Below are 21,849 nucleotides of genomic sequence, written 5' to 3' on the forward strand. Positions count from 1 at the left end.
GTTACAAATTTCAGGCCGATTCCTATTAGAGGTTGCTCAAAAAGTCCTCTTTTGAACACGCACTATTAGTATATCCATCCATGCGCCAGAGACCGCCATCCTGCACAGGTTGACGGTCTTCTTTTCATGATGGCGAACAGGAAGTCCGCTTGTCTTGAGAAGCTGCGTGTGACACCGCATCATCGCCCGCTTGAGAAATCGTATTACTTTCTGGTAAGCATAGGCGCATTTATAGTACAATAGCGCTTAGTGAGTTTGAAAGCCACTTTTAATCACGAAGCATCTCAAGATGTGATTCGACATCGAATCTTGCATTCACTCTCGAAGAGCTTATGCTTCCGAAGAATGTTTCCGTTGGAAACATTTCAGGTGCTCATGTAGTCTCGCCTACACCCGCTCTTCTTCGAAGAATGCTTCCGATGAAGTTTTCTTACGAAACTTGTGCTTCTCGGTGCTGAAAAGTGGCCTTTAGGGGACACGCATATGAAGAAAGGAAGTCACACACACAATGTACATGGCTAACGACTGGAAAGATTATGAAGTAATCGACACCGGGGGCGGTGAAAAGCTGGAACGATGGGGAGATGTCGTGCTGCGTCGTCCCGACCCGCAAATTATTTGGCCTCTGGAACAAGAAAGCAACCTGTGGCGCAATGTGCACGGGCACTATCATCGAAGCTCCTCTGGCGGCGGCAATTGGGATATGAAGAAGACTATCCCGGAGCGCTGGACGATCCAATACCGTGATTTGAAATTCTATATTCGTCCTACGAGTTTCAAACATACGGGGTTGTTTCCAGAGCAAGCGGTCAATTGGGCTTGGATGATGGACAAGATTAAGCAGGCTAATCGTCCAATTAAAGTATTGAATCTTTTTGCATATACGGGGGGCGCTACCGTTGCCTGCGCTTATGCCGGTGCGGAAGTATGCCATGTGGATGCATCGAAAGGCATGGTGCAATGGGCAAAAGAGAACGTGCAACTGTCAGGTCTCTCCTCCAAGCCCGTTCGCTTTATTACAGATGATGTGTTCAAATTCGTTCAGCGCGAACAACGCCGCGGCAATAAGTATGATGCCATCATTATGGACCCGCCGTCGTACGGACGCGGACCGAGCGGCGAAACGTGGAAATTGGAACAAAGCCTATACCCGTTCCTTGAGTTCTGTACGACGATTATGTCGGATAATCCGTTGTTTATGCTCATTAACTCCTATACCACCGGTCTGTCTCCATCCGTGCTGAACAATCTGCTCAGCATGACGATGAAGAAGCGCTATGGCGGTCAATTGACTTGTGGAGAGATTGGACTTCCTATCACACAGTCCGGTCTGGTTCTGCCTTGCGGAATATTAGGACGTTGGGAGGCATAACATCATATGTCCACACCTATGCCTCAAGGGCATATCCCCATTCTGTTCGAGGATAATCACGTTCTCGTCGTGGAGAAACCCGTGAATATATTGTCTCAAGCTGATGACAGCAATGACGTGGATATGCTGACTCTATTGAAGCAAGACTTGAAGATCCGATACGAAAAACCGGGAAACGTCTTTCTCGGACTTGTACATCGCCTCGACCGACCTGTCGGAGGGGCGATGGTCTTTGCCAAGACGTCTAAGGCTGCTTCCAGACTGTCGGATGTCGTGCGCCGCCATGAGTTGGGTAAGTTGTACATGGCGGTCGTGCATGGCTGTCCGCGCAAGCTGCAAGGAGACTTAACACACTATTTGCATAAAGACACGCGCACCAATATCGTTCGTACGGTACCGGCAGGCACTGCTGGGGCCAAAGAAGCACGATTGAGCTATGAGGTGGCAGGCAAAAGTCAAGATTTATCACTCATTCGCGTTCGTCTGCATACGGGTCGCCCCCATCAGATTCGGGTGCAAATGCAAGCCATTGGCTGTCCGCTATACGGAGATCAGAAATACGGGGCCAACTGGAATCGACCGGGACAGCAGATCGCTTTATGGTCCGTTCAGCTGTCTTTTCCTCATCCGACGACAAAGGAATACATGGAATTCCGATCGATTCCGCCAAGGGAATTTCCTTGGAATCAATGGGATGTTGCTACGATGGTGTAACATCCCATTGCAACAGTTCGGAGGGGTAAAATAAAAATGAAGACAGATTTTCGATACTACAGATGGCTGCTGATGGTTACGGCAATGATAGTTATGTTAATGACTGCGGCTTGCAGCTTCACCACGCAGTATGAAGTGGCGTCACCGGTTGCCTCGAATGGTGCAGCCAGCACGCAAGAGCAAGATAACGCGCAGCTTCCCACACCATCTCAACAAGAAGCGAGTTCCGATGAAGCCGCAGCTTCACGAGAACAAGAGGGAGGTACCAACCAGAGCACGCTTCTCGCTAACGGGTCCCAGGAAGCTGCTGACAGCTCCGTTGCCACCGTTGAGAACAACGTCGAGCCCTATACGCTATCGGGCAAGCTTTTGGCCGTAGGCGACATTATGATGCATTCTCCGCAATTTCCCGCCTACGTTAATCCGAAGACAGGAAAGTATGATTTCAATAGTTATTTCAGTCAGGTGAAACCGATACTAGAAAGTGCGGATTGGTGTTGGGCCAACTTAGAAACGCCACTGCTGGGCGGAGAGAAAGTATATACCGGGTACCCGATGTTCAACGCGCCCTCAGAGTTGGCGGATGCTTTGAAATATGCTGGTTTTAACATTGTAACAACCGCCAACAATCATGTGCTCGACCGGCGTGAGCAAGGGGCGCTTCGCACCTTGGAAGTGCTCAAAGACCGCGGCTTCGTAACGAAAGGAACATCTGCTTCGCTATGGGAGTCCGAACAAGTTACGCTGCTGGAGAAGAACGGCATACAGCTAGGGATACTGGCTTATACCTATGGTACGAACGGGATACCGCTGCCGAAGAAGAAACCTTACCTGGTGTCGCTCATCGATGAGGAACGGATGATTAGAGACATTAAGAAGACGAAGGAAGCCGGTGCAGACGTCGTCGCCATCGCGCTTCACTTTGGCAACGAATATGAAGACAAACCGAATCAAAAGCAAATACAACTGGCTCGTACGCTCGTCCAAGCCGGGGCAGATATAATTCTAGGTTCGCACCCACACGTTCTACAGCCTTATGAACGGGTAACCGTACAAGAAGCAGACGGACACACAAGAGATGCAATCATTATTTATTCATTAGGAAATTTTATTTCTAACCAAACGGGCGACGGGAAAGATATCGGTGTAATCTTCGGTGTGGAAATGGTTAAGCATATGCCTGAGGGACGTATAGAATTGAAAGAGATTACGGCAGAGCCGACTTGGGTTCATATCGATGGCCCGAGAGCTAAGCGCAAATACCGTGTCTTGCCCATGTCTGACACCATCATGTCGCATTCGGATAAACGCTTAAGTACGAATCAGTTCAAACGGCTGCAGAACATGTTGAACAATACGAACCGTCATCTGCAGTCGATGTCCGCGGTTCCAGTGCTATTGACTTCAGAATGACGTCTAATAGCCAGCTAGCCGACTAGTCTCGCTTATTGCCTGCTGCAATAGCATCGCGCGTCGTGTTCACCTGCGGCTGAGGCTGAGGCGCATTGGCAAGCTTGCCTAACAACAAAATAAGCAATTGCTGATTATGCGTCGAGATGCGATGAAGAATATCGGTCCAATACGATTCCCGAGTCGCGATCCCTCGGCGCATTTCTTGTTCTCCAAATGGAGTTGCCTGTATCCATACAATACGCCGATCGCCTTGATCACGTTCGCGGACAATAAGCGCATTCTTCTCCATCCGATCCATGAGGGTCGTTATCGCTGCAGGAGTCGTTGCTAAGTGCGGGAGCAAATCTGAAGGCTTCACCTTGCCATATTCCGTCACCCACTCCAATACCGTTAGCTGGCTTTCGGTCAGACTCGGTGCAAGCGCCTCATCCATCACATTTTTATACTCCTTCGATAGCTTCAACCACAGCTTGGCAAATTCCGTTACGTGCATAATTGCCGACTCCCCCTTTTCTCCATACCGATCTTGTACTACCTGAATCTCAACCTTACTCATCCTTCAGATACACTTCTATCGATGTCTTTCGAAGATGGGCGACCGCGTTAAGAAGTTGATTCATATACACGATCAAAAACAACTAAATTATACCACAGCTTCAAAGTTCGGTCATCTATCGTGATCATATTGTCAACAATAAAGCAACCGAACGGAACATTCCACGAATCGGAACATGATGGTTTGCAGGATCATATAATTAATATATGGGCATCTGTCCCGTATCAACCGCAAAGGAGGAACTTCGGATGGAACAGTTCAAAGAGGAAATGGTTCGCAGAGCAATCGAAATTGGAATTGTAAAAGACCCACAATGGATGGAACGACTCGATGAGCCCGTTCCCATGTGGGTCCTGCTTGAAATGGTTATGCGATTGCACGATGTATTAAATCCGCCGCACAAGCCTTTCGATTAAACTGAAATCGGCGCAATAACGAGCGTATCAACGACATGTTCATTTTTATCCAATGCGACTACAGCTCGGCCTTGCGACTTCCGATCCATAAGAGGGGCATGCTCTGTAATTAACTGATGGAGCTTGCCCGAATCCGCAACGAGCGTAATTGGATATGCTGCTGTGCTGAAATAAGCCCCGACTAGCTTCGTTCCGTTCGGCTTCACCCGTTTGCCTTCCTTGAATTCAAACGTAGCCATCCCTTTCCCGCCCCGCCCTTGGGTCGGGTAATCCAGCAGCAGGGAACGCTTGCTCCAACCTAAATCAGTCAGCACCGTGATTTCGCCTTCATCGCCGTTCACACGAATAGCGGCAGCGATCTCATCGTCATCCTTTAACTGCATACCGCGGACTCCGCCTGCGGCACGTCCCATCGCATTGACCTCACGCTCCAGGAAACGGATGGCCATCCCTTGATTGCTGACTAGAAGCAGCTCCATCTCACCGTCACTCGTCATGACGCTCAACAATTCATCGTTATCCGCCACTTTACACGCGGCTACTGCCCCACTCCGCTTCGTCTCATACTCTTTGAGAAGAGTCCTCTTCACTTGACCGCGGCGAGTGACGAACAATAGCGATGCCTGCTCGCTATCAAACGATTTGATAGGAACGACACTGACGATCCGATCTTCCTTGGCGATTGGAATGACATTGACAATCGCAGTACCGTTATCTTTCCATTTGAATTCCGGGATAAGATGAATCGGCAAAGAGAAGTATTGCCCCCGCTTCGTAAAGATCAACAGCCGATCCAGCGTGTTCACTTCGAAAATCTGGCGGATAAAGTCGCCTTCCTTCACGCCCGATTTCTCCCATTCGCCTCCGGATCGGGTGAACGACAACTGACTCGTACGCTTAATATATCCTTCGTTCGACAGCGTCACGATAACATCTTCCGCGTTCACGATAACTTCTAAATTGACTTTGATCTCTTCCACTTCGCCTTGGACGACAGAGCGTCGCTCAATACCATAGCGGTCGCGAATTTCAGTCAACTCTTTCTTGATTAGGCTCAATAGCTTCTTCTCGCTATCCAGAATAGCGCGCAACTCGGCCACCTTCTTCTGAATCTCGTTCAGTTCCTTATTGAGAGACGTCAGTTCCAGATTGGTTAACCGATACAGCTGCAATGTCAAAATCGCATCCGCTTGACGCTCGGTAAATTGGAACTTCTCCATCAGGTTATGCTGTGCATCCTGACGATTCTTGGAAGCTTTAATCGTCGCGATAACTTCGTCCAGTATATCCAGAGCTTTAACTAAGCCCTCCAGGACATGCGCACGATCCTCCGCTTTGTTCAAATCATAACGGGTTCGATTCGTCACGACTTCTTTCTGGTGAGCAATATAAGAATTCAGCATTGATTTAAGACCAAGCTGCTGCGGTGCCTTGTTAACGATCGCGACCATATTGAAATTGTATGTGACCTGCAAATCAGTCTTCTTGAACAAGTAATTTAATATTCCCGTCGCATCTGCATCTTTCTTTAATTCGACCACAATGCGCATTCCTTCACGACCGCTTTCATCCCGAACCTCGGCTATACCGTCAACCTTTTTCTCCAGGCGGATATTTTCCATCGCCGTGACGAGTCGGGATTTGACGATTTGATAAGGGATTTCCGTAATGACAATTTGCTGCCGTCCACCGCGCATATCTTCAATTTCCGTCTTCGCACGTATGTAGATGCGCCCCTTGCCGGTCTGATACGCTTCGCGTATTCCTTCTTCCCCCATGATGATACCGCCTGTAGGAAAGTCCGGGCCTTGAATAATCTGCATCAGATCATCAAGTGATAAGTTCGGATTGTCGATCGATGCTATGCACGCTTGGATGACTTCACGCAAATTATGAGGCGGAATCTCCGTCGCAAAGCCGGAAGAAATCCCGCTTACTCCATTAACTAGCAGGTTCGGGAACCGTGCCGGCAATACGGAAGGTTCATTTTCCGTATTGTCGAAGTTGGGCCGAAACAGAACCGTATCCTTCTCAATATCCCGTAGAAGCTCCATTGCAATAGAGGACAAGCGGGCTTCCGTATAACGCATCGCTGCAGCAGGATCATCGTCAATCGAGCCCCAGTTGCCGTGTCCGTCGATGAGTACATGCCCCATCTTCCATGGCTGGGCCATCCGTACCATGCCGTCATAGATCGAGGCGTCTCCGTGCGGGTGATAGTTACCCATGACATCCCCGACCGTCTTTGCCGATTTGCGGTACGACTTATCCGGCGTATTACCAGATTCATACATCGCGAACAGAATGCGGCGTTGAACCGGCTTGAGACCATCCCTGACGTCGGGAATAGCGCGGTCTTGAATGATGTATTTGGAATAGCGGCCGAACCGGTCGCCTACCACATCTTCCAAGAACGCTGGTTTAAATTGTTCCGATACGCTCATGTGTCTCTCACCTTTCTATTCCTCAAACTCCGTAAAATCGACGTTCTCGACAATCCAACGCTTACGCGGCTCCACCTTGTCGCCCATTAGCGTCAATACGCGTCGTTCCGCCTTCGCCGGATCGTCAATTTGCACCTGCAGCAGTGTTCTCGTCTCCGGATCCATCGTCGTTTCCCACAGCTGATCCGGGTTCATCTCACCCAGACCTTTGTAACGCTGTATTTCGGCGTTCTGTCCGAACTGCTTCAAGTAACTATTCAGCTCTTCATCGGTCCAAGCGTAACGGATCGTCGCATGCTTGCCTTTTTTATGTGTAATCTTGTATAGCGGCGGCTGCGCAATGTATACCCGCCCGTTATCGATTAACTGCTTCATATACCGGTAAAAGAAAGTGAGCAGCAGCACCTGGATGTGCGCTCCATCCGTATCGGCATCGGTCATTATAATGACCTTGGCATAATTGCTCTCTTCTACTTCGAATTCCGGACCTACCCCCGCTCCAATCGCGTGGATGATAGTTCGATACTCATCATTTTTCAAAATATCGACTAGCTTCGCCTTCTCCGGGTTCATCGGCTTGCCTTTCAACGGCAAAATAGCCTGCGTCTTCGAATCTCTGCCTTGCTTCGCCGACCCGCCCGCTGAATCCCCTTCCACGATGAACAGCTCATTGCGTGTATAATCCTTGGATTGCGCCGGAGTCAGCTTGCCATTCAAATTGGAGCTTTCGCTGCGCTTCTTGCCGGTCCGCACTTCCTCGCGCGCTTTACGTGCCGCTTCGCGTGCTCTCGATGCTTGAATCGCTTTCTTCACGAGCATTTGCGCAACTTGAGGGTTCTCCTCCAAGAAAATGCTCATGTTCTCGGCTACGATCGTGTCGACCGAACCGCGGGCTGTTGCGCTGCCCAGTTGATCCTTCGTCTGTCCGACGAATTCCACGTCTGACATCTTGACGTTAATGACCGCCATCATGCCTTCGCGCAGATCATTACCATCCAAGTTTTTATCCTTCTCTTTGAGCAGCGTATTTTTCCGCGCATATTCGTTCATGACACGCGTATAAGCGGTCTTAAAGCCCGTTTCGTGCGTTCCGCCTCCACGTGTCGGTATGGAGTTAACAAAGGATACTAGCGTCTCCGTATACCCGTCGTTGTATTGAAGCGCAATTTCTACTTCAATGTCGTCTTTGTCCGCAACAAAATGGATGACATCATGCAGGACCGTTTTGTCCTCATTCAAATACCGTACAAATTCACTCGCTCCGCCATCATATAGGAAAGTTTCCAACTTCCCCGACCGCTCATCCTTCAATGTGACTTGCAGGCCCGAATTCAAAAAAGAAATCTCCTGCAAACGCTCGGCAAGATTGTCATAATTCAAATGTATATTGCCGTGAAATACCTTCGTATCAGGCTTAAATGTTACTTTCGTGCCTGTGCGGTTCGTATTCCCGATAATCTCCAGTCCGGTAACCGGTTCCCCGACATGTTCCTTGCCGTCGTCATCTACCCAAGTCTCAAACCGCAGACGATGAATCTTTCCTTCACGACAAATTTCAACCTCAAGCCATTCCGATAACGCATTCGTTACAGAAGCGCCCACACCATGCAGCCCGCCCGACTTTTTGTAGCCTGCACCGCCGAATTTACCGCCGGCATGCAAAATCGTATAGACGACCTGTGGAGTCGGTACTCCTGTCTTATGCATTCCGGTCGGTATTCCGCGGCCATTGTCGCGCACGGTGACCGACTGGTCCTTATGAACCGTCACATCAATCTGGGAGCAAAATTTGGCGAGATGCTCGTCGACGGCGTTGTCTACGATTTCCCATAACAGATGATGAAGCCCCGAGGAGCTTGTACTGCCAATATACATCCCCGGCCGTTTACGAACCGCGACAAGCCCTTCGAGCACTTGAATGTCGTCAGCCCCGTAGTCTGAATTGTGGTTGCTCGCTGCCCCCTTATTTCCCGGTAGCTGTCCGAACGAATCGATTTGCTCGACCATTCATGCTCCTCCTTCAAAAATACATTTAGCGTTCCAACTTTCGTCGGCAAAAGAAAATCTGTCGCGTCCGAGCGAAGGAAGGTATGCCTCCATACCATTATATCGTCCGGATGCAAACAGATGTTTCGCATTCTTGTATATTCTAATTCAAAATGTCCTGTTTCGTAAAGACACGGAATGCGACAAACAATCCGGCAATCCCCCAGACGGCCAATACACCGAGTGAAAAAGGGAGGCTCATTCCTTCGACAGGCGCCGGTGTACCTGCTAAATAATCTGTTAATTTCAAGTTGAGCATAAATAAATATTTCGCCGTCGGCCACGATGAGGCCATGTTATACAGTATGCTGCCGGCGATGAGCGTGGCCATCAATGTTACGATACTTGCCGCCGTACTACGGACAAGCACGGAGATCATGAAGCCAAGCGCTGCAACGACGACGCTCGAGAACCATATGAGCCCGCACTGCATGAGCATATACATCCACGACGGTACAATATGGACTGTATCAAAATTCACCTCTGTTCCCGAAAGCGAAAATCCTGTAAATATAGGGAACGTCCAGCCTCCATAGCCAAATACCATGCCAGAAATTAAATAGGCAAGCAGAGCTGTAAGAATGACGATGATTCCCGTGAACATCATAAGCACGATCCATTTGCTGAGCAGCACCTTCCACCTTCGCACTGGCCGGGTCAACAGCATCTTAATCGTACCGGTAGAACGCTCGGATGATACAATATCGCTCGCGATGGCCATGACGAGCAACGGAATAAACAGCGTCACCGCGTTATCCATGAACGTTCGCGTAAAGGTCACGCCGTTCGGCTCATCAGGGTTAACGTCGTGGTCCAAATAATATTGCAATTGCTGCAGCATAATGCGCCGATATTTCTTCCATTCTTCCGGCACCCGGTCGCTGCCGAGCGTATTCTGAATGTCCGTAATGCGCTGCTGCAGCTCTAGACGCCAATCTTGATTGAATTTCTCTCGATTGTTCTGAGCGATTTTCATCTGAGCGTAGGTAAACACCGGAATGAGGACGATGAGAATCAGCAGAACGACATAGAACCGTTTCTTCTTCAACACTTTTATCGTTTCATTCTGAATTAGCGGCAGCAAGCTACTCAATGCGTTCCCCCTCCGTTATCTCCAAGAATAACTGCTCCAGAGTCGGCATAATGCGCTGAATGCCCTCTACTTCGACGCCAGCCTCCATTAATTTACGGTTCAACTCGGCGATGCTCTCAGGCTGCGTCTCCGTCAAGATAGCATAATCAGGCACACCTACTAATACCGCTTCGTCGATCACTTCGTCTTCACGGTTGAAGAACGTGACAGCACCGCTCGCAGACAAGATGTCCCGCGCCTTCTTTTCCGGCTTCGCCTGCCAAATAACAAATTGGTTGCGTCCAGTCAATAGCTGCTCCACGTCGTCGACTGCCAACACTTCTCCCCGGCTGATGATGGCAACCCGGTCACACATGAGCTGAATTTCGCTCAGCAAATGGCTGGACACAAAGACGGCCATCCCGCTGTCGGCCAGCGTGCGAATAAATGCCCGCAGCTCTTTAATTCCGAGCGGATCGAGGCCATTCGTAGGCTCGTCCAGGATAAGCAGATTCGGACGGCCCAGCAGCGCTTGCGCAATGCCCAGACGCTGACGCATCCCTAAGGAATAAGTCTTCACCTTATCGTGAATACGATTGGATAACCCGACAATCTCAACGACTTCATGAATGCGGTCATCGCCGATTTCAGGCACCATTCGCGCGAAATGTTCTAAATTTTCCCAGCCCGTCAAAAAGTTATACATTTCCGGGTTCTCGACGATGGATCCAACGTAGCGAAGCGCTTTCTCCGGGTCTCGATTTACATCGAAACCGCACACTTGGATTCGCCCTTCCGTCGGTTTAATTAAATCGACGAGCATGCGGATCGTCGTCGTCTTTCCAGAGCCGTTCGGTCCTAGAAAACCGAATATTTCACCAGCACGGACGTCGAACGTGACGTTCTTAATAATCAGCTTGCGGCCGATCATTTTCTTTACTTGCTGAACCGACAATACGATAGCTGCGGCGCTGTTCATGTGAAATACAGAACCTCCTTCCCTGTCCTCACCGAATGCTTTGCACGATTCGCTCCGCGATGGCTTGATAGCCGTCACCATTCGGATGAAAGTGATCGGAGGAAAGGTACATGCCGATATTTTGCTGAAACAAATCAAAGGTTGGAACCATAATCATATTTTTATCCTTGTTAATCATTTGAAAAGCGGCATCATTCCACTTCTGTACGACATTATTGCCGATTTCGCGCATTTCTTCCAAGTCCGTGAACGGATTGTACAATCCTACGTACACAATGAGTGCGTCCGGATTCCACTTACGAATGCCAGCGAACACCTTCTTCAAATGTCCAACTCCTTGATCGGCCTTCGCAAGAAGCGTATCCTGGTTCAACGATTGATCCCCGAATTGTTCCGAGCGGGCGCTCTGAAACAGATCGTTGCCGCCAATCGTTAGCAGAACGATGTTCGCTTTCTTCAACACATAGCCGATGCTTTCTTGATTCAATCGCTCAGACAGTTGATCGGCTCTCATTCCGTTCACCGCCATATTGTTCAAGAGAGTGACTGGTTTATCCTGAACCTTGTCCAGCATTTTGACCACACGCCGCACGTAGCCTTCACCTGTGCCGTCACCGGTCCCCCTAGTCAAAGAATCGCCTATCGTTGCGATAAGCCATTCGTCAGCCTGTGCGGTTTCCTTTACCGGCGGCGTCTGAACCGACGGCATTTCCGTGAACGGAACCGAGGCCGGCGACAATATGTCTGCGACCCCGAACCCGAAGCCTACCGCCAACACGAGCGTCGACAATAAGCCGAACAACGCTATCCATGACCATAATCGCGATGTCGATTTGCGGTTCATGTTACCCTCCCAAGTCGTATAAAGTTCCCACTCATCAAGATATATCAATACATTACCTGTTCGGGAATCCATTTGCAAACTTTAGCGCTCAAAAATCTCCCAAGTCCCGTCGAATATAATACCGAACGCTAAGCTATCACTTGAATCTTTATCCAGTTCGCGAGGAACTCATTTACCTGTGCGGTACGTTCGAAAAAACCTTTCTTACACCACTCTCCCATTCGAACAGAAAATGTGTATATATAGCACAGCACTCCCTTATTCAGATTAAAAACACGTGTATAGCCCTTCCTCTGCCTTACTTTAGATTTGAACGCGTATAGTACCTCTTGCCATTACTTCAGTTCATAGCACCGCTCTCCCCTTACTTCAGGTATGTATCTCCATAGCTGTGTGGCTGTAGGTATCTGGTTTAAATGAATTATATTTTTGTCAACAAACAGCATCCTTTTATCATTGGGACCAGCGCACTCATTATAGTAATATCATATGGCATCCGATGAATAACCGTCGTCCACGATGTAGGGCGTGACAATCATTGCCTTAATGTCCCGTTTAGCGTTCCCCTCCCATTCAGTCAGAAAATTCATGCGCATTTTCGAGACAACGTTATTCCACGTTAACTATAAAATTATTGCTAATTGTTAGTTACACTCCTTGAATTCAGAACGTTTGTTCGTTATAGTGTACATAGGAACATTTGTTCTTAATTCATTTGAGGAGGATCAAGCGATGAACGGATGGCAATCTATCGACAAATTGGAGGACCTACAGCATCATTATCCTTCGGAATCCTCCTGCGTGCCCTTCTTATTTGAGTTAAAGTGGCCTCAGGGCTTTGTCTGTCCGCGTTGCCGGCACACCGGTGTCTATATCATCCGGACACGCCGGCTTCCACTGTACGAGTGTCGCGCTTGCCATCATCAAACCTCGCTGACCGCTGGAACCGTCATGGAAGGCAGCCGCACCCCCTTGCGGAAGTGGCTCACGGCGTTCTGGCTCGTCTCCCGTTCCGATACCGGCATCAACGCTGTCCAACTCAGCTCGGTACTCAAAGTTACCTACAAGACTGCCTGGTCGATATTGCACAAAATACGTATTGCGATAAGCCGTGATGATAGCAACCGATCACTGAATGCGTCCGTTCAAGGTATCGTGGCCTTCTTCGGTCGCTCTTTTCGCCCAACCTCTAACACTCTGAGCCTTCATCCTCAGGAATGCCCTCTCATCGTCTCCACTTCCGTTACGCCTGACGAGGAGAATATCGTTCTCAAGATGAAGCTTGTGAACCGGAAATACATGTCCGGCAAACTCCTGCTTCGTTCGGGTTGCGACAACTTTATCGCTCATCACGTCTCTGAGTCCGTCCCCGAGGTTTCGATTATACGTCAGAACTTTCGAGTCAAGCGCAGCAGCCGCTTATACCGTGCATTTAGCCAGGCTCGGCGCTGGCTGAATGATACCTTTCACGGCCTAGGCGAAAAACACCTTCAGTTGTACCTGGACGAATATTGCTTCCGCCACAACGCGTCTGCCCATCATGAATCCGCATGGGGACGCTTGTTAGACTTGTGCATGTCTACAGACTCTGGAGCAGTAACCCGGTACTGCTTCACCCCAAACCCTTCACAGCACGCTCCATATCGCAGGGCGGTATGACACCAGATAGATTAAACCTCACAAATTGACGAGGTTGAGTGTGACGGAAGGTGTAGCATATCGTTATGCCTATGGAGGCAGATATTTATCCTTTCCCAAGAAAATCACTATTCGGGTACACACGCATAGCTTTCGGTGTAACGGTAGCGCTCTCTATGTGAGGATGGTACGCTCACAGAGTTTGTTTTGTGTAGCAGGGGGCAGGGGCTCTCTCTGTGTAAGGATGGTACGCTCACAGAGTCTGTTTGGTGTAGCGGTAGCGCTCTTTCTCTGAGTGAAGGGGAGAGTGTCGTCATAAGGGGAGAAACAAAGGATATCGGTGTTAGTCCACTCTCTCGAGTCGTATCGTGTGCATAAGGGACGTCATCGAACATACAAGAGCAGCGATTCATCCACGGCCGAATCAATGTCACGATGACTGTTCATTATATCTCAGGAAGTATGTCGGCAATACAGCACGTGGCGCTTTCTGAGCGATGGGGAGATGGGATCAATGTAAAGTAACGGAAACGAGAAAGGCCCATGATAGGATTAGGTTACTGCTAACCTTTTAACTAAAAAGGCAGACTGCCGAATTACTTCGTCAGTCTGCCTTGATGAACCCAGTGGCGCAGGCCTACATATATTTATATTGTGCTGCTACAAGTCCGTAGTACGTACCGCGCATGCGCATCAACTGCTCGTGCGTGCCCTGCTCTTGAATGACACCGTGATCCAGAACGACGATATTGTCGCAGCCCCGGATCGTCGACAAGCGGTGAGCAATAATGAATGATGTGCGCCCTTCCAGGAGCGTCTTCAGCGCTTCCTGAATCTTAAGTTCGGTCTCGGTATCAATGCTCGCCGTCGCCTCATCCAGTATGAGAATGCGAGGGTTCGCAAGCAATGCGCGCGCGAACGAGATCAACTGGCGTTGCCCCATAGAGAGAACGTTCCCGCGCTCCTGTACTTCCGTATCGTAACCGTCTTTCAGATTTACGATAAAATCGTGTGCGAAGACGGCTTTCGCGGCCTCCTCGACTTCCGTGTCCGTCGCATCCAAACGTCCGAAGCGGATATTATCGCGAATCGTTCCGGAGAAGATGAACGTATCCTGTAGCACAATCCCAATCTGGGAACGCAAGCTTTCCAGCGTTACATTCCGTATGTCAAAGCCGTCAATTGCAACCCGGCCTTCCGTCGGGTCATAGAAGCGGCAAAGCAAGTTAATAATCGTGCTCTTCCCCGATCCTGTATGTCCTACGAGTGCAATCGATTGTCCCGCCTGAGCCGACAAGGAAATGCCGCGCAGCGCTGGACGTCCCTTCTCATATTCGAATAGAATGTTCTCGAATGCGACATCACCATGAACCGGCGGCAGCTGCATCGCATGATCCTCTTCGCCTACGGACGGCTGTTCGTCCATGAACTCGAAAATCCGCTCGGAAGACGCCATCGCGATGAGCATCTGTGAATACATCTGACCTAGTCGGTTAATTGGTTCCCAGAAGTTTCCAACGTACTGAGCGAAGGCGAACAGCACGCCGACGGTAATTACATCACTTTGAATGAGATGAGAGCCGTACATGAACAATACGAATGCCCCAATGGCGCTCGTAATTTCGATGACCGGACCGAATGTTTGGTTCAACGCGGATGCACGGTCCCACGATTTCTTGTTCACACTATTCATGTGATCGAAGTAATCCATGTTCGCTTGCTCTTGTGTGTACGCTTGCGTAACACGAATACCTTGAATCGCCTCGTTTAAGTGCGAATTGATGCGCGACTGCTTGATCCGCACATCCTGCCAAGCGAAACGGATACGCTTCCGCAGCTTCGTCGATACAAGAAACATAATCGGCACGGTAATCATAACCGCTACCGCGAGTTGAACATTCAAGAACAATAAAATAATGATAATACCGAGCAATTGCATACAATCGACCAATGTATTGACGGCCCCGTTCGTAAACAGTTCCTGCAAGGAGTTGACATCATTCGTCACCCGGACGAGCACGGAACCTGCCGGCCGTTTGTCATAGAAGTGAAAGGACAGCTTCTGAATGTGCTTGAACAAGTCGGCGCGCAAATCGTAAATGATGCGCTGTCCGATTACGTTCATAAATTTGATGCGGAACGTGTTTGCCCCCCACTGTATAATATACAGTCCGAGTGCGGTCCCTGCGATGATATAAAGCAGTCGCAGAGAAGGATTGCCGTCCGCCGGTTGAATGGCGTGGTCAATCGCATAACTGATGAGAAAAGGTATTGCCAGCTTCGTTATTGTCCCAAGCACCATCATCACGATCAGAACCGGGAGCAACTGCCGTTTATATGGCTTCATGTAGACGAGCAGCCGCCGCATCTGCGCCCAGTTAAACGGCTTCTCGATGACGTCATCATCTTGATAGACGAAGCGTGAACGTTTCGTTGTATCGGCCGCAGCGTCAGAGTTAACGCTTCCATGGCCTGCAGACCTTCGCTCGGCAGCCGCGGATGGGTTTCCTCCACTCATGCTCTCACCTGCTCTCTCGTCGACTCAGACTCCCCCTCGAGTTTGTCTGCGTATTGAATATAGAATACATCTTGATACGTTCCCGGCTCTTGAATGAGCTGCTCGTGCTTGCCGCGCTGTACGATACGGCCTTGTTCCAGCACGATAATCTCGTCAGCATGGCGCAAGGACGAAATACGGTGTGCAATAATGAACACGGTGCGTCCTCTCATAACCTCCTTGAAGCCGGCTTGAATTTCATGCTCGGTCTCCATATCTACGGCGCTGGTCGCATCATCCAAAATAAGAATCTTCGGATCTTTCAAGAGTGCCCGCGCGATAGCAATCCGCTGTTTCTGGCCTCCCGACAACCCCATGCCGCGTTCTCCAACAATCGTATCGTAGCCTAGTGGCAGTTCCATAATGAATTCGTGCGCCTTTGCCAGCTTCGCTACACGGATGACATCGTCCATTGTCACATCATCGCGGCCATATGCGATATTGTTATAAATCGATGATGAGAACAGGAACGTTTCCTGAAATACGGTCGCCATCTGACTGCGCAAGCTATTTAAATCAATGTTGCGGATATCGTGACCGTCTAGCGTAATTTTTCCTTGCTTCACATCATAAGCCCGCATCAGAAGTTGAATGACGGTCGACTTACCGGAGCCTGTACCGCCAAGCAATCCAATAACTTTGCCTGGTGTGGCGTCTAACGTAATATGACTGACCGCGTCAACCTCTCCTTCATAGCGGAAGGTGACGTCCTCAAATTTCACATGGCCTTGAACCTTATCGTCTTCCAGCATAATAGGGTTCGATCGGGTCTCGATATCAACCTGAGTCTCCAGCAGTTCCAACACACGTTCACCAGAAGCCTTCGACTGCGTATAGTTATTAATGTGGAACCCAATCCCCCACATCGGTCCGATAATGTACCATATCATGCTAAAGAAAGCAACCAACTCACCCAGCGTCAGCGAACCGTTGATTACTTTCGTTCCGCCCATAGCAAGCAGCAGCACGATGCAGAAGCAAGCGAGCATTTCCATAATCGGAAAGTAGCGGCCCCACAGCGTGGCAGCGAAAATCTGATTATCTTTGTATGCCTCGTTGCGCGAGGAGAACTTCTCCACCTCAAAGTTCTCGCGCGCAAACGATTTTACCGTACGCACCCCGGTAATATTCTCTTGTACCGCTGTCGTCAGCTGGCTGAAGGTAATTCGCATTTCGCGAAACGCGGGATGAATTTTTGATTCGAATCGCATCGCAACAAATACGAGAAGTGGAATTGATACGAGCGTAGTTAGCGTTAACTGCCAGTCTATGGAAAACATCATGGCAGCACCAAAGACTACCATCAGCACCATATTTAATATTTGCGCAAACCCAAATCCGACAAAATTGCGGATCGCTTCTAAATCCGCGGTCAAACGAGACATTAAATCGCCCGTCCTCGCTTTGTCGTAATAGCGGAACGACAAAAATTGCAGCTTACGGTAACACGCGTTGCGCATTTCGTACGCAACGTGGTTTCCAAGGCGCCCGCCGAAGAAACCGTGCAAAAATTGTAGGGTGCCTTTTACGCTGACAACGATGATAACCGTTAACGCCAGCCAAGGCACCCATTCGAACCGATTTTCTGCTATAACGTCGTCGATTAAGATACGCAGCAGATTGGGATATACCAATCCAAGCGCGGTCGCGACCATTAAGCAGAACACCGATGCGAACAGCAGGCCTCTCTTCGGCCAATAAAACGAGCCGAGCTGCTTGAAGACGTTCATTGGACTTCTCCTCCCCATTATTCGTTCTTCGTGAGATGTAATGCAGTTTATCATCAGGCATATTCAACGGCAAAACGGCAATTCCGTCATAATATCGACTATCCCTCCTTAAATCGAGATTACTTGGAACGAATCCAATCGTTTCTTTTAAATCGTCGGTTTTCCTTTAATCCTAACCCCTATCCACAAAAGAAAGCTTACCCTGCTTAGTACAGGGCAAGCTTTTAAGGGACATTGATGCTGATTTGATATAGAAACTACATCAATTCATCTCATGATAATGTACGTTCCATTGCCTTCATGACGGCGTGCAGCGGCTCCGGATCGTAATCGGTTCGGGAGGCATCTGCCAACCGGTCGGCATGCACGTGCACCGCATCAGCAAGCTCGGAATGGAGCACTCGGACAGTGTCCGTGAGATGGTACGCAATATGCTCTACGAACCGCTCCCGGTGTTCCTGAATAGCTGATGTTACGGCTTGCAGAGCACGTTCCTCGAGCGCTTGCCTCAGCCCATCGCGTCCCCCGCCTTCAAAGAATGATTTGCTGTTGCGGAAGAAGCTGCGGAGCCAACGTGTCGTCATGTCCTTCAGCCAGTCCCCTTCCGTTACATCCGGCGTTGGCCAAGACGGCAACGATTCGTCGGTCACAGCAAAGCCCGGCAAGTATTCCTCCACCTTGCTAGCCAGCTGCATACGATAGCTTAACGCAAGCCGCTTCGCGGATTGTTCCAGTCTTAACGTCGTCGCGTACAGCTCATTCGTCAGTTCCTTCATAAACGTACGGGACCATTCCAAGTAACACCGCTCCAAAGCCGTATCAATGTTCTGTTCATCCTTGCGCAAGGAGGCCGGGTTGAACGCATAAGCGAATCCGTCGTTGAAACGATATTGCAGCCGCTGTCTGACATGGTACAGCAGCTCATCCGCTTCCTGCTCGATGCGCTTTCGTTCATCCCGCCGCAGCCATTCATCGCACCGCCTGATCGATTCGGCTTCTGAAGACCGGATACGCTCCGTCTGCTTCGCCCTCTCGGATGCATCCGCATGCGCAGCATCCCACATAGCTTTGAGTTGAGAATCCACTCTTCGTATATCGTTCAGTGCCGCATCGACGCTGAGCGTTGCTAGCTCCTCGGAAGCAAATCGCATGAAGGCCTCCTCGAAGTCGGCAATTCCGGACTGAGTCAATGGACCGGTTAGCCCGCTCAGCTTCGCATCCAACGCCTGCAGGCTCGACACCGGGAACAAGCGCGGCTCCCGGATACCGAACTCAAGCAAACGCCCGCTCACATATTCCATGACGCTGTTCAATTCTTCATCAGAAGCAGCGAGGTCAGCCGCATTCACGACAAAGAACATTTTATCCAGTTCAAACGCATCCTTCACCCGCCCGAGCTGAGTCAAAAATTGACGGTCCGCCTGCGAGAAAGCATGGTTGTAATAGGTGACGAACAAAATGACGTCCGCATTCTTCATATACTCAAAGGCTACTCCGGTATGGCGGGCGTTAATGGAATCCGCTCCCGGAGTATCGACGAATACGAAGCCTTGTTCCGTTAAGGGGCTGTCGATAAACAAATCAATCCGTTCCACGAAGGCGGATTTCCATTCCTCTCTGACGTACTCACGATATTCCTCCGCGCTAACGTGCAGGGATTCGCCGAAATGCTGCCGTGCGCCCTCGTAGCCTCTCTTCACCGCCTGAATGAAGCTGTAATGCGGGCGGCCTGACGGATGCAGTGTATCCGGGCGATAGCGGTCGATGGCTATGAGCGCCTTCTCCATGCTCATGGTAGACGTATTAGCCTCGCCCATGCTTTCCAGCGCGAAGCGAAGATCAGCCAGCATCTTCGCTTCGCTCTTCATTGTGACGCGCGCCGTGTCATGTGGGTGCGCGTCTGTCGGCGCCGCAATCGTATTGATGGCGGCGGTCGTTGGATTGGGCGAGACCGGCAAGGCGTCTCGGCCCATCAGGGCGTTCGCGAAGGAGGACTTGCCAGCGCTGAACGCCCCGAACAACGCGACGGTGAAGCGGTTCGTGCCGAGCCGCTCCGCCTTGTCGCGCAAGCCCTGCGCAAGCGGCTTCACGGCAGGAAGCCGTTCGAGCGCGTCCGCCGCCTGCTTGAGCCGCGTCGCGGCTTCCAGCAATCTGCGGCGGGCACGGCTTGCATCCGCTGCATGACGCGATGCGCGGTCTGATTCCGGCAAATGCGTCGGCGCGTTGGCGCCGCTCGCTGGCGCCAGGTTCATCGGTTCAGGAGAAGATATACCTGAACCAGTCCCGCGCTCGTCAGACGTCGTGTCAGGCTGTCTAAGGAGCAGGTCGTCCCCTTCTGCCTCAACACGCTTGGGTACCGGCAGCAGAGCAGCCAATCCGCACGCGGACACATCGCTTGCTTGAACAGCTTCCCATGATCGCAGCATTTGCTCTGCTCTGCCTCGAAGGTCACGCTCGCGAGCTGTGATGCGGCTATCCGTCTCTAACTCAGCGTCCAGCTTCGCTGTTCTCTTCCGCAGCTCGTCTGCTTGTGCGCCATACTGCATACCGAGCGCGTACAAGTATGGCTCCGCCTGCTTCATCACTACCCGGCGCAGGAGCGCCTTCGCTTCATCACTGATGGCGCGGCTATAGGTTAGCGTATACTCCGCCGTCCCCCACGCGCCAGGCTGAACCTCCTGTTGCAGCCATGCTTCATCCAGCTGCGGCAGGGCAGCTTCCATCTCCGCTTGCGCTGACAGCTCTTCCGCTCCCGCTTGACGAGCCAGTTCCCTTAACAGCTGGATAACGTGCACCTCCGCATTCGCGCGCAAGCCTTCCTTCCACAAGGCTCCAAAGGCTTGCAGCCGACGCTCCCGCTCGGCGGCGGTCTTGGCGGCTGTAAAAAACAGCCCAACCTTAAATCCAGGCTTCAGCGTCTCCAAGTATGTCTGCGCCATATCGCGCGTTACTGCCGGCGTAAGGTTCGCGTCGCGCAACAGCTTCTGCACAGCCGTCTGAAACGACGACTTTATTGCTTCTGCCTGCCGATCCGCTTCATCCAGCTGTGCTGTCAGACGAGCATGCTCTTCACGCAAGCCTGCAACTGCTTCTGAGCCGCCCGCCTGCTCCACCCATAATTGCCGCTCCTGTTCAAGCGGCTCCGCCAATTGCTTCGCATGCGCTTCGATTAATTCACGCGCAGCCTGCTCTACGCCATACCTGATAAGCCGCTCGCGGTCTTGAACGCTCTGCCGCAAATAACGCTCGAGCGCCTTCCATTCATTGTACGGATGGTTCGGCTCCTTTAACGTTACAAAGAAGACGGCAGCCGGATGCAGCTGCCACGCTTCCAGAGCGCGGTTTACATCGTCTTGATACGCGGCGAACGTAAGCTCTTGCTCCCGATGCTTATCGATTTGATTGACGATCCATACGAGTGGCTTGCCCGCATCCGCCACTTCCTTGGCGAAGGCGAAGTTATATTCAGATTGGACGTGATTGTAATCCGTCACATAAAATACGACATCAGCCAAGTGCATGGCAGATTCCGTGGCCGCCCGGTGTGATTCGTCCGTGGAATCCACTCCAGGCGTATCCAGCAGGGCGATTCCGTTCTTCAGCCAATCCACGGCATCATATATGATGACACGTTCTACCGTCTCGCCATCGCGGCATACTTCAGCCAACCGCTCAAGCGGAACCGTTTCGGCAGATTGAGCCCCACCCGCTGCGTTCCGGCGGATAACCTCGGCGCGACTGTCACCGTAGCGTACGGTCACGACATTTGCGCTAGTCGGTATAGGACTCGACGGCAGTAAATCTCTGCCGCACAACCGATTGATTACGGTCGATTTCCCTGCGGAGAAGTGCCCGCAAAAAGTCATCATTAACGTTTGTTCCTGCCATTTCGCAAGCAGTTCACGCATCTTGGCGCTCTGCAGCATATCGCCAGTCTGCTCCATGGAGCTTGCGTTTTCCTGCAACCAGACTGTAAGCGAATCTGCGCTGTCCACTGCAGCTGCGGCTGCTGTTCTCCATTGCTCGTGATTCGTTTTTACCATCATTGCATCCCCCGGTGACCATATA

14 protein-coding genes are annotated in these 21,849 nt (G+C 50.7%); 5 read left to right on the plus strand and 9 right to left on the minus strand.

The genetic code is table 11. The features are described from left to right. The first annotated feature begins 508 nt into the window (after positions 1-508). From M3650_RS22370 to M3650_RS22380, 3 genes are read left to right on the plus strand one after another with little or no spacing between them, the layout of a single operon-like run. Complete coding sequence (locus M3650_RS22370) at positions 509-1,372, plus strand: class I SAM-dependent methyltransferase (protein ID WP_251577949.1); 864 nt, start codon at positions 509-511, stop codon at positions 1,370-1,372. A 6-nt stretch (positions 1,373-1,378) separates the two neighbouring features. Then, positions 1,379-2,086: an RluA family pseudouridine synthase gene (locus M3650_RS22375; RefSeq protein ID WP_251577951.1), complete on the plus strand. Its 708-nt coding sequence runs from the start codon at positions 1,379-1,381 to the stop codon at positions 2,084-2,086. Positions 2,087-2,122: 36 nt separating this feature from the next. Then, the gene (locus tag M3650_RS22380) at positions 2,123-3,499 is read left to right on the plus strand and encodes a CapA family protein (RefSeq protein WP_251577953.1); all 1,377 of its coding nucleotides are present in this window, start codon (positions 2,123-2,125) and stop codon (positions 3,497-3,499) included. Positions 3,500-3,521: 22 nt separating this feature from the next. Here the strand turns inward: M3650_RS22380 and M3650_RS22385 are convergent, their stop codons facing one another. Beyond that, on the minus strand, positions 3,522-3,992 hold the full coding sequence (locus tag M3650_RS22385; protein WP_019420468.1) for a MarR family winged helix-turn-helix transcriptional regulator: 471 nt from the start codon (positions 3,990-3,992) through the stop codon (positions 3,522-3,524). A 311-nt stretch (positions 3,993-4,303) separates the two neighbouring features. Between M3650_RS22385 and M3650_RS22390 the strand changes: the two genes are divergently transcribed. After that, positions 4,304-4,471: a hypothetical protein gene (locus tag M3650_RS22390; protein WP_251577955.1), complete on the plus strand. Its 168-nt coding sequence runs from the start codon at positions 4,304-4,306 to the stop codon at positions 4,469-4,471. Here the strand turns inward: M3650_RS22390 and gyrA are convergent. The 5 genes from gyrA to M3650_RS22415 all read right to left on the minus strand — a co-directional run bounded on the left by gyrA (position 4,468) and on the right by M3650_RS22415 (position 11,856). After that, a complete protein-coding gene (gene gyrA, locus M3650_RS22395) occupies positions 4,468-6,915 on the minus strand; it encodes a DNA gyrase subunit A (RefSeq protein WP_251577957.1) in 2,448 nt (815 codons plus the stop codon). The two genes, M3650_RS22390 and gyrA, sit on opposite strands and share 4 nt — an antisense overlap. A gap of 15 nt (positions 6,916-6,930) precedes the next feature. Next, positions 6,931-8,922 carry a DNA topoisomerase IV subunit B gene (parE, locus tag M3650_RS22400; protein ID WP_251577959.1) on the minus strand — a complete coding sequence of 664 codons (1,992 nt, stop codon included), beginning with the start codon at positions 8,920-8,922 and terminating at the stop codon, positions 6,931-6,933. Positions 8,923-9,064: 142 nt separating this feature from the next. Further along, positions 9,065-10,054, minus strand: a complete 990-nt coding sequence (locus tag M3650_RS22405) for an ABC transporter permease (protein ID WP_251577961.1) — start codon at positions 10,052-10,054, stop codon at positions 9,065-9,067. Continuing rightward, positions 10,047-11,012, minus strand: a complete 966-nt coding sequence (locus M3650_RS22410) for an ABC transporter ATP-binding protein (protein WP_251577963.1) — start codon at positions 11,010-11,012, stop codon at positions 10,047-10,049. The genes M3650_RS22405 and M3650_RS22410 overlap by 8 nt, the downstream gene beginning before the upstream one ends. A gap of 28 nt (positions 11,013-11,040) precedes the next feature. Next, a complete protein-coding gene (locus tag M3650_RS22415) occupies positions 11,041-11,856 on the minus strand; it encodes a GDSL-type esterase/lipase family protein (protein ID WP_251577965.1) in 816 nt (271 codons plus the stop codon). Between the two features lie 732 nt (positions 11,857-12,588). On the opposite strand from M3650_RS22415, the gene M3650_RS22420 reads away from it, so the two are divergent. Continuing rightward, on the plus strand, positions 12,589-13,515 hold the full coding sequence (locus M3650_RS22420; protein ID WP_251577967.1) for a transposase: 927 nt from the start codon (positions 12,589-12,591) through the stop codon (positions 13,513-13,515). A gap of 616 nt (positions 13,516-14,131) precedes the next feature. Here M3650_RS22420 and M3650_RS22425 read toward each other — a convergent pair. The 3 genes from M3650_RS22425 to M3650_RS22435 all read right to left on the minus strand — a co-directional run bounded on the left by M3650_RS22425 (position 14,132) and on the right by M3650_RS22435 (position 21,824). Then, positions 14,132-16,012, minus strand: coding sequence for an ABC transporter ATP-binding protein (locus M3650_RS22425; protein WP_019421928.1), 1,881 nt, complete (start codon positions 16,010-16,012; stop codon positions 14,132-14,134). Next, complete coding sequence (locus M3650_RS22430) at positions 16,009-17,781, minus strand: ABC transporter ATP-binding protein (RefSeq protein WP_233696452.1); 1,773 nt, start codon at positions 17,779-17,781, stop codon at positions 16,009-16,011. The genes M3650_RS22425 and M3650_RS22430 overlap by 4 nt, the downstream gene beginning before the upstream one ends. Positions 17,782-18,053: 272 nt before the next feature. After that, on the minus strand, positions 18,054-21,824 hold the full coding sequence (locus tag M3650_RS22435; protein ID WP_251577969.1) for a dynamin family protein: 3,771 nt from the start codon (positions 21,822-21,824) through the stop codon (positions 18,054-18,056). Between the last annotated feature and the right edge of the window lie 25 nt (positions 21,825-21,849).

The organism is Paenibacillus sp. MER TA 81-3 (assembly GCF_023713585.1).
In the GTDB taxonomy this organism is placed as follows: domain Bacteria; phylum Bacillota; class Bacilli; order Paenibacillales; family Paenibacillaceae; genus Paenibacillus_B; species Paenibacillus_B profundus.

What these genes read in the sequence shown, in the direction of transcription:
- M3650_RS22370 (WP_251577949.1), top strand. Translation starts at nt 509, where the DNA reads ATGTACATGGCTAACGACTGGAAAGATTATGAAGTAATCGACACCGGG.
- M3650_RS22375 (WP_251577951.1), top strand. Translation starts at nt 1,379, where the DNA reads ATGTCCACACCTATGCCTCAAGGGCATATCCCCATTCTGTTCGAGGAT.
- M3650_RS22380 (WP_251577953.1), top strand. Translation starts at nt 2,123, where the DNA reads ATGAAGACAGATTTTCGATACTACAGATGGCTGCTGATGGTTACGGCA.
- M3650_RS22385 (WP_019420468.1), bottom strand. Translation starts at nt 3,992, where the DNA reads ATGCACGTAACGGAATTTGCCAAGCTGTGGTTGAAGCTATCGAAGGAG.
- M3650_RS22390 (WP_251577955.1), top strand. Translation starts at nt 4,304, where the DNA reads ATGGAACAGTTCAAAGAGGAAATGGTTCGCAGAGCAATCGAAATTGGA.
- gyrA (WP_251577957.1), bottom strand. Translation starts at nt 6,915, where the DNA reads ATGAGCGTATCGGAACAATTTAAACCAGCGTTCTTGGAAGATGTGGTA.
- parE (WP_251577959.1), bottom strand. Translation starts at nt 8,922, where the DNA reads ATGGTCGAGCAAATCGATTCGTTCGGACAGCTACCGGGAAATAAGGGG.
- M3650_RS22410 (WP_251577963.1), bottom strand. Translation starts at nt 11,012, where the DNA reads ATGAACAGCGCCGCAGCTATCGTATTGTCGGTTCAGCAAGTAAAGAAA.
- M3650_RS22415 (WP_251577965.1), bottom strand. Translation starts at nt 11,856, where the DNA reads ATGAACCGCAAATCGACATCGCGATTATGGTCATGGATAGCGTTGTTC.
- M3650_RS22420 (WP_251577967.1), top strand. Translation starts at nt 12,589, where the DNA reads ATGAACGGATGGCAATCTATCGACAAATTGGAGGACCTACAGCATCAT.
- M3650_RS22425 (WP_019421928.1), bottom strand. Translation starts at nt 16,012, where the DNA reads ATGAGTGGAGGAAACCCATCCGCGGCTGCCGAGCGAAGGTCTGCAGGC.
- M3650_RS22430 (WP_233696452.1), bottom strand. Translation starts at nt 17,781, where the DNA reads ATGAACGTCTTCAAGCAGCTCGGCTCGTTTTATTGGCCGAAGAGAGGC.
- M3650_RS22435 (WP_251577969.1), bottom strand. Translation starts at nt 21,824, where the DNA reads ATGGTAAAAACGAATCACGAGCAATGGAGAACAGCAGCCGCAGCTGCA.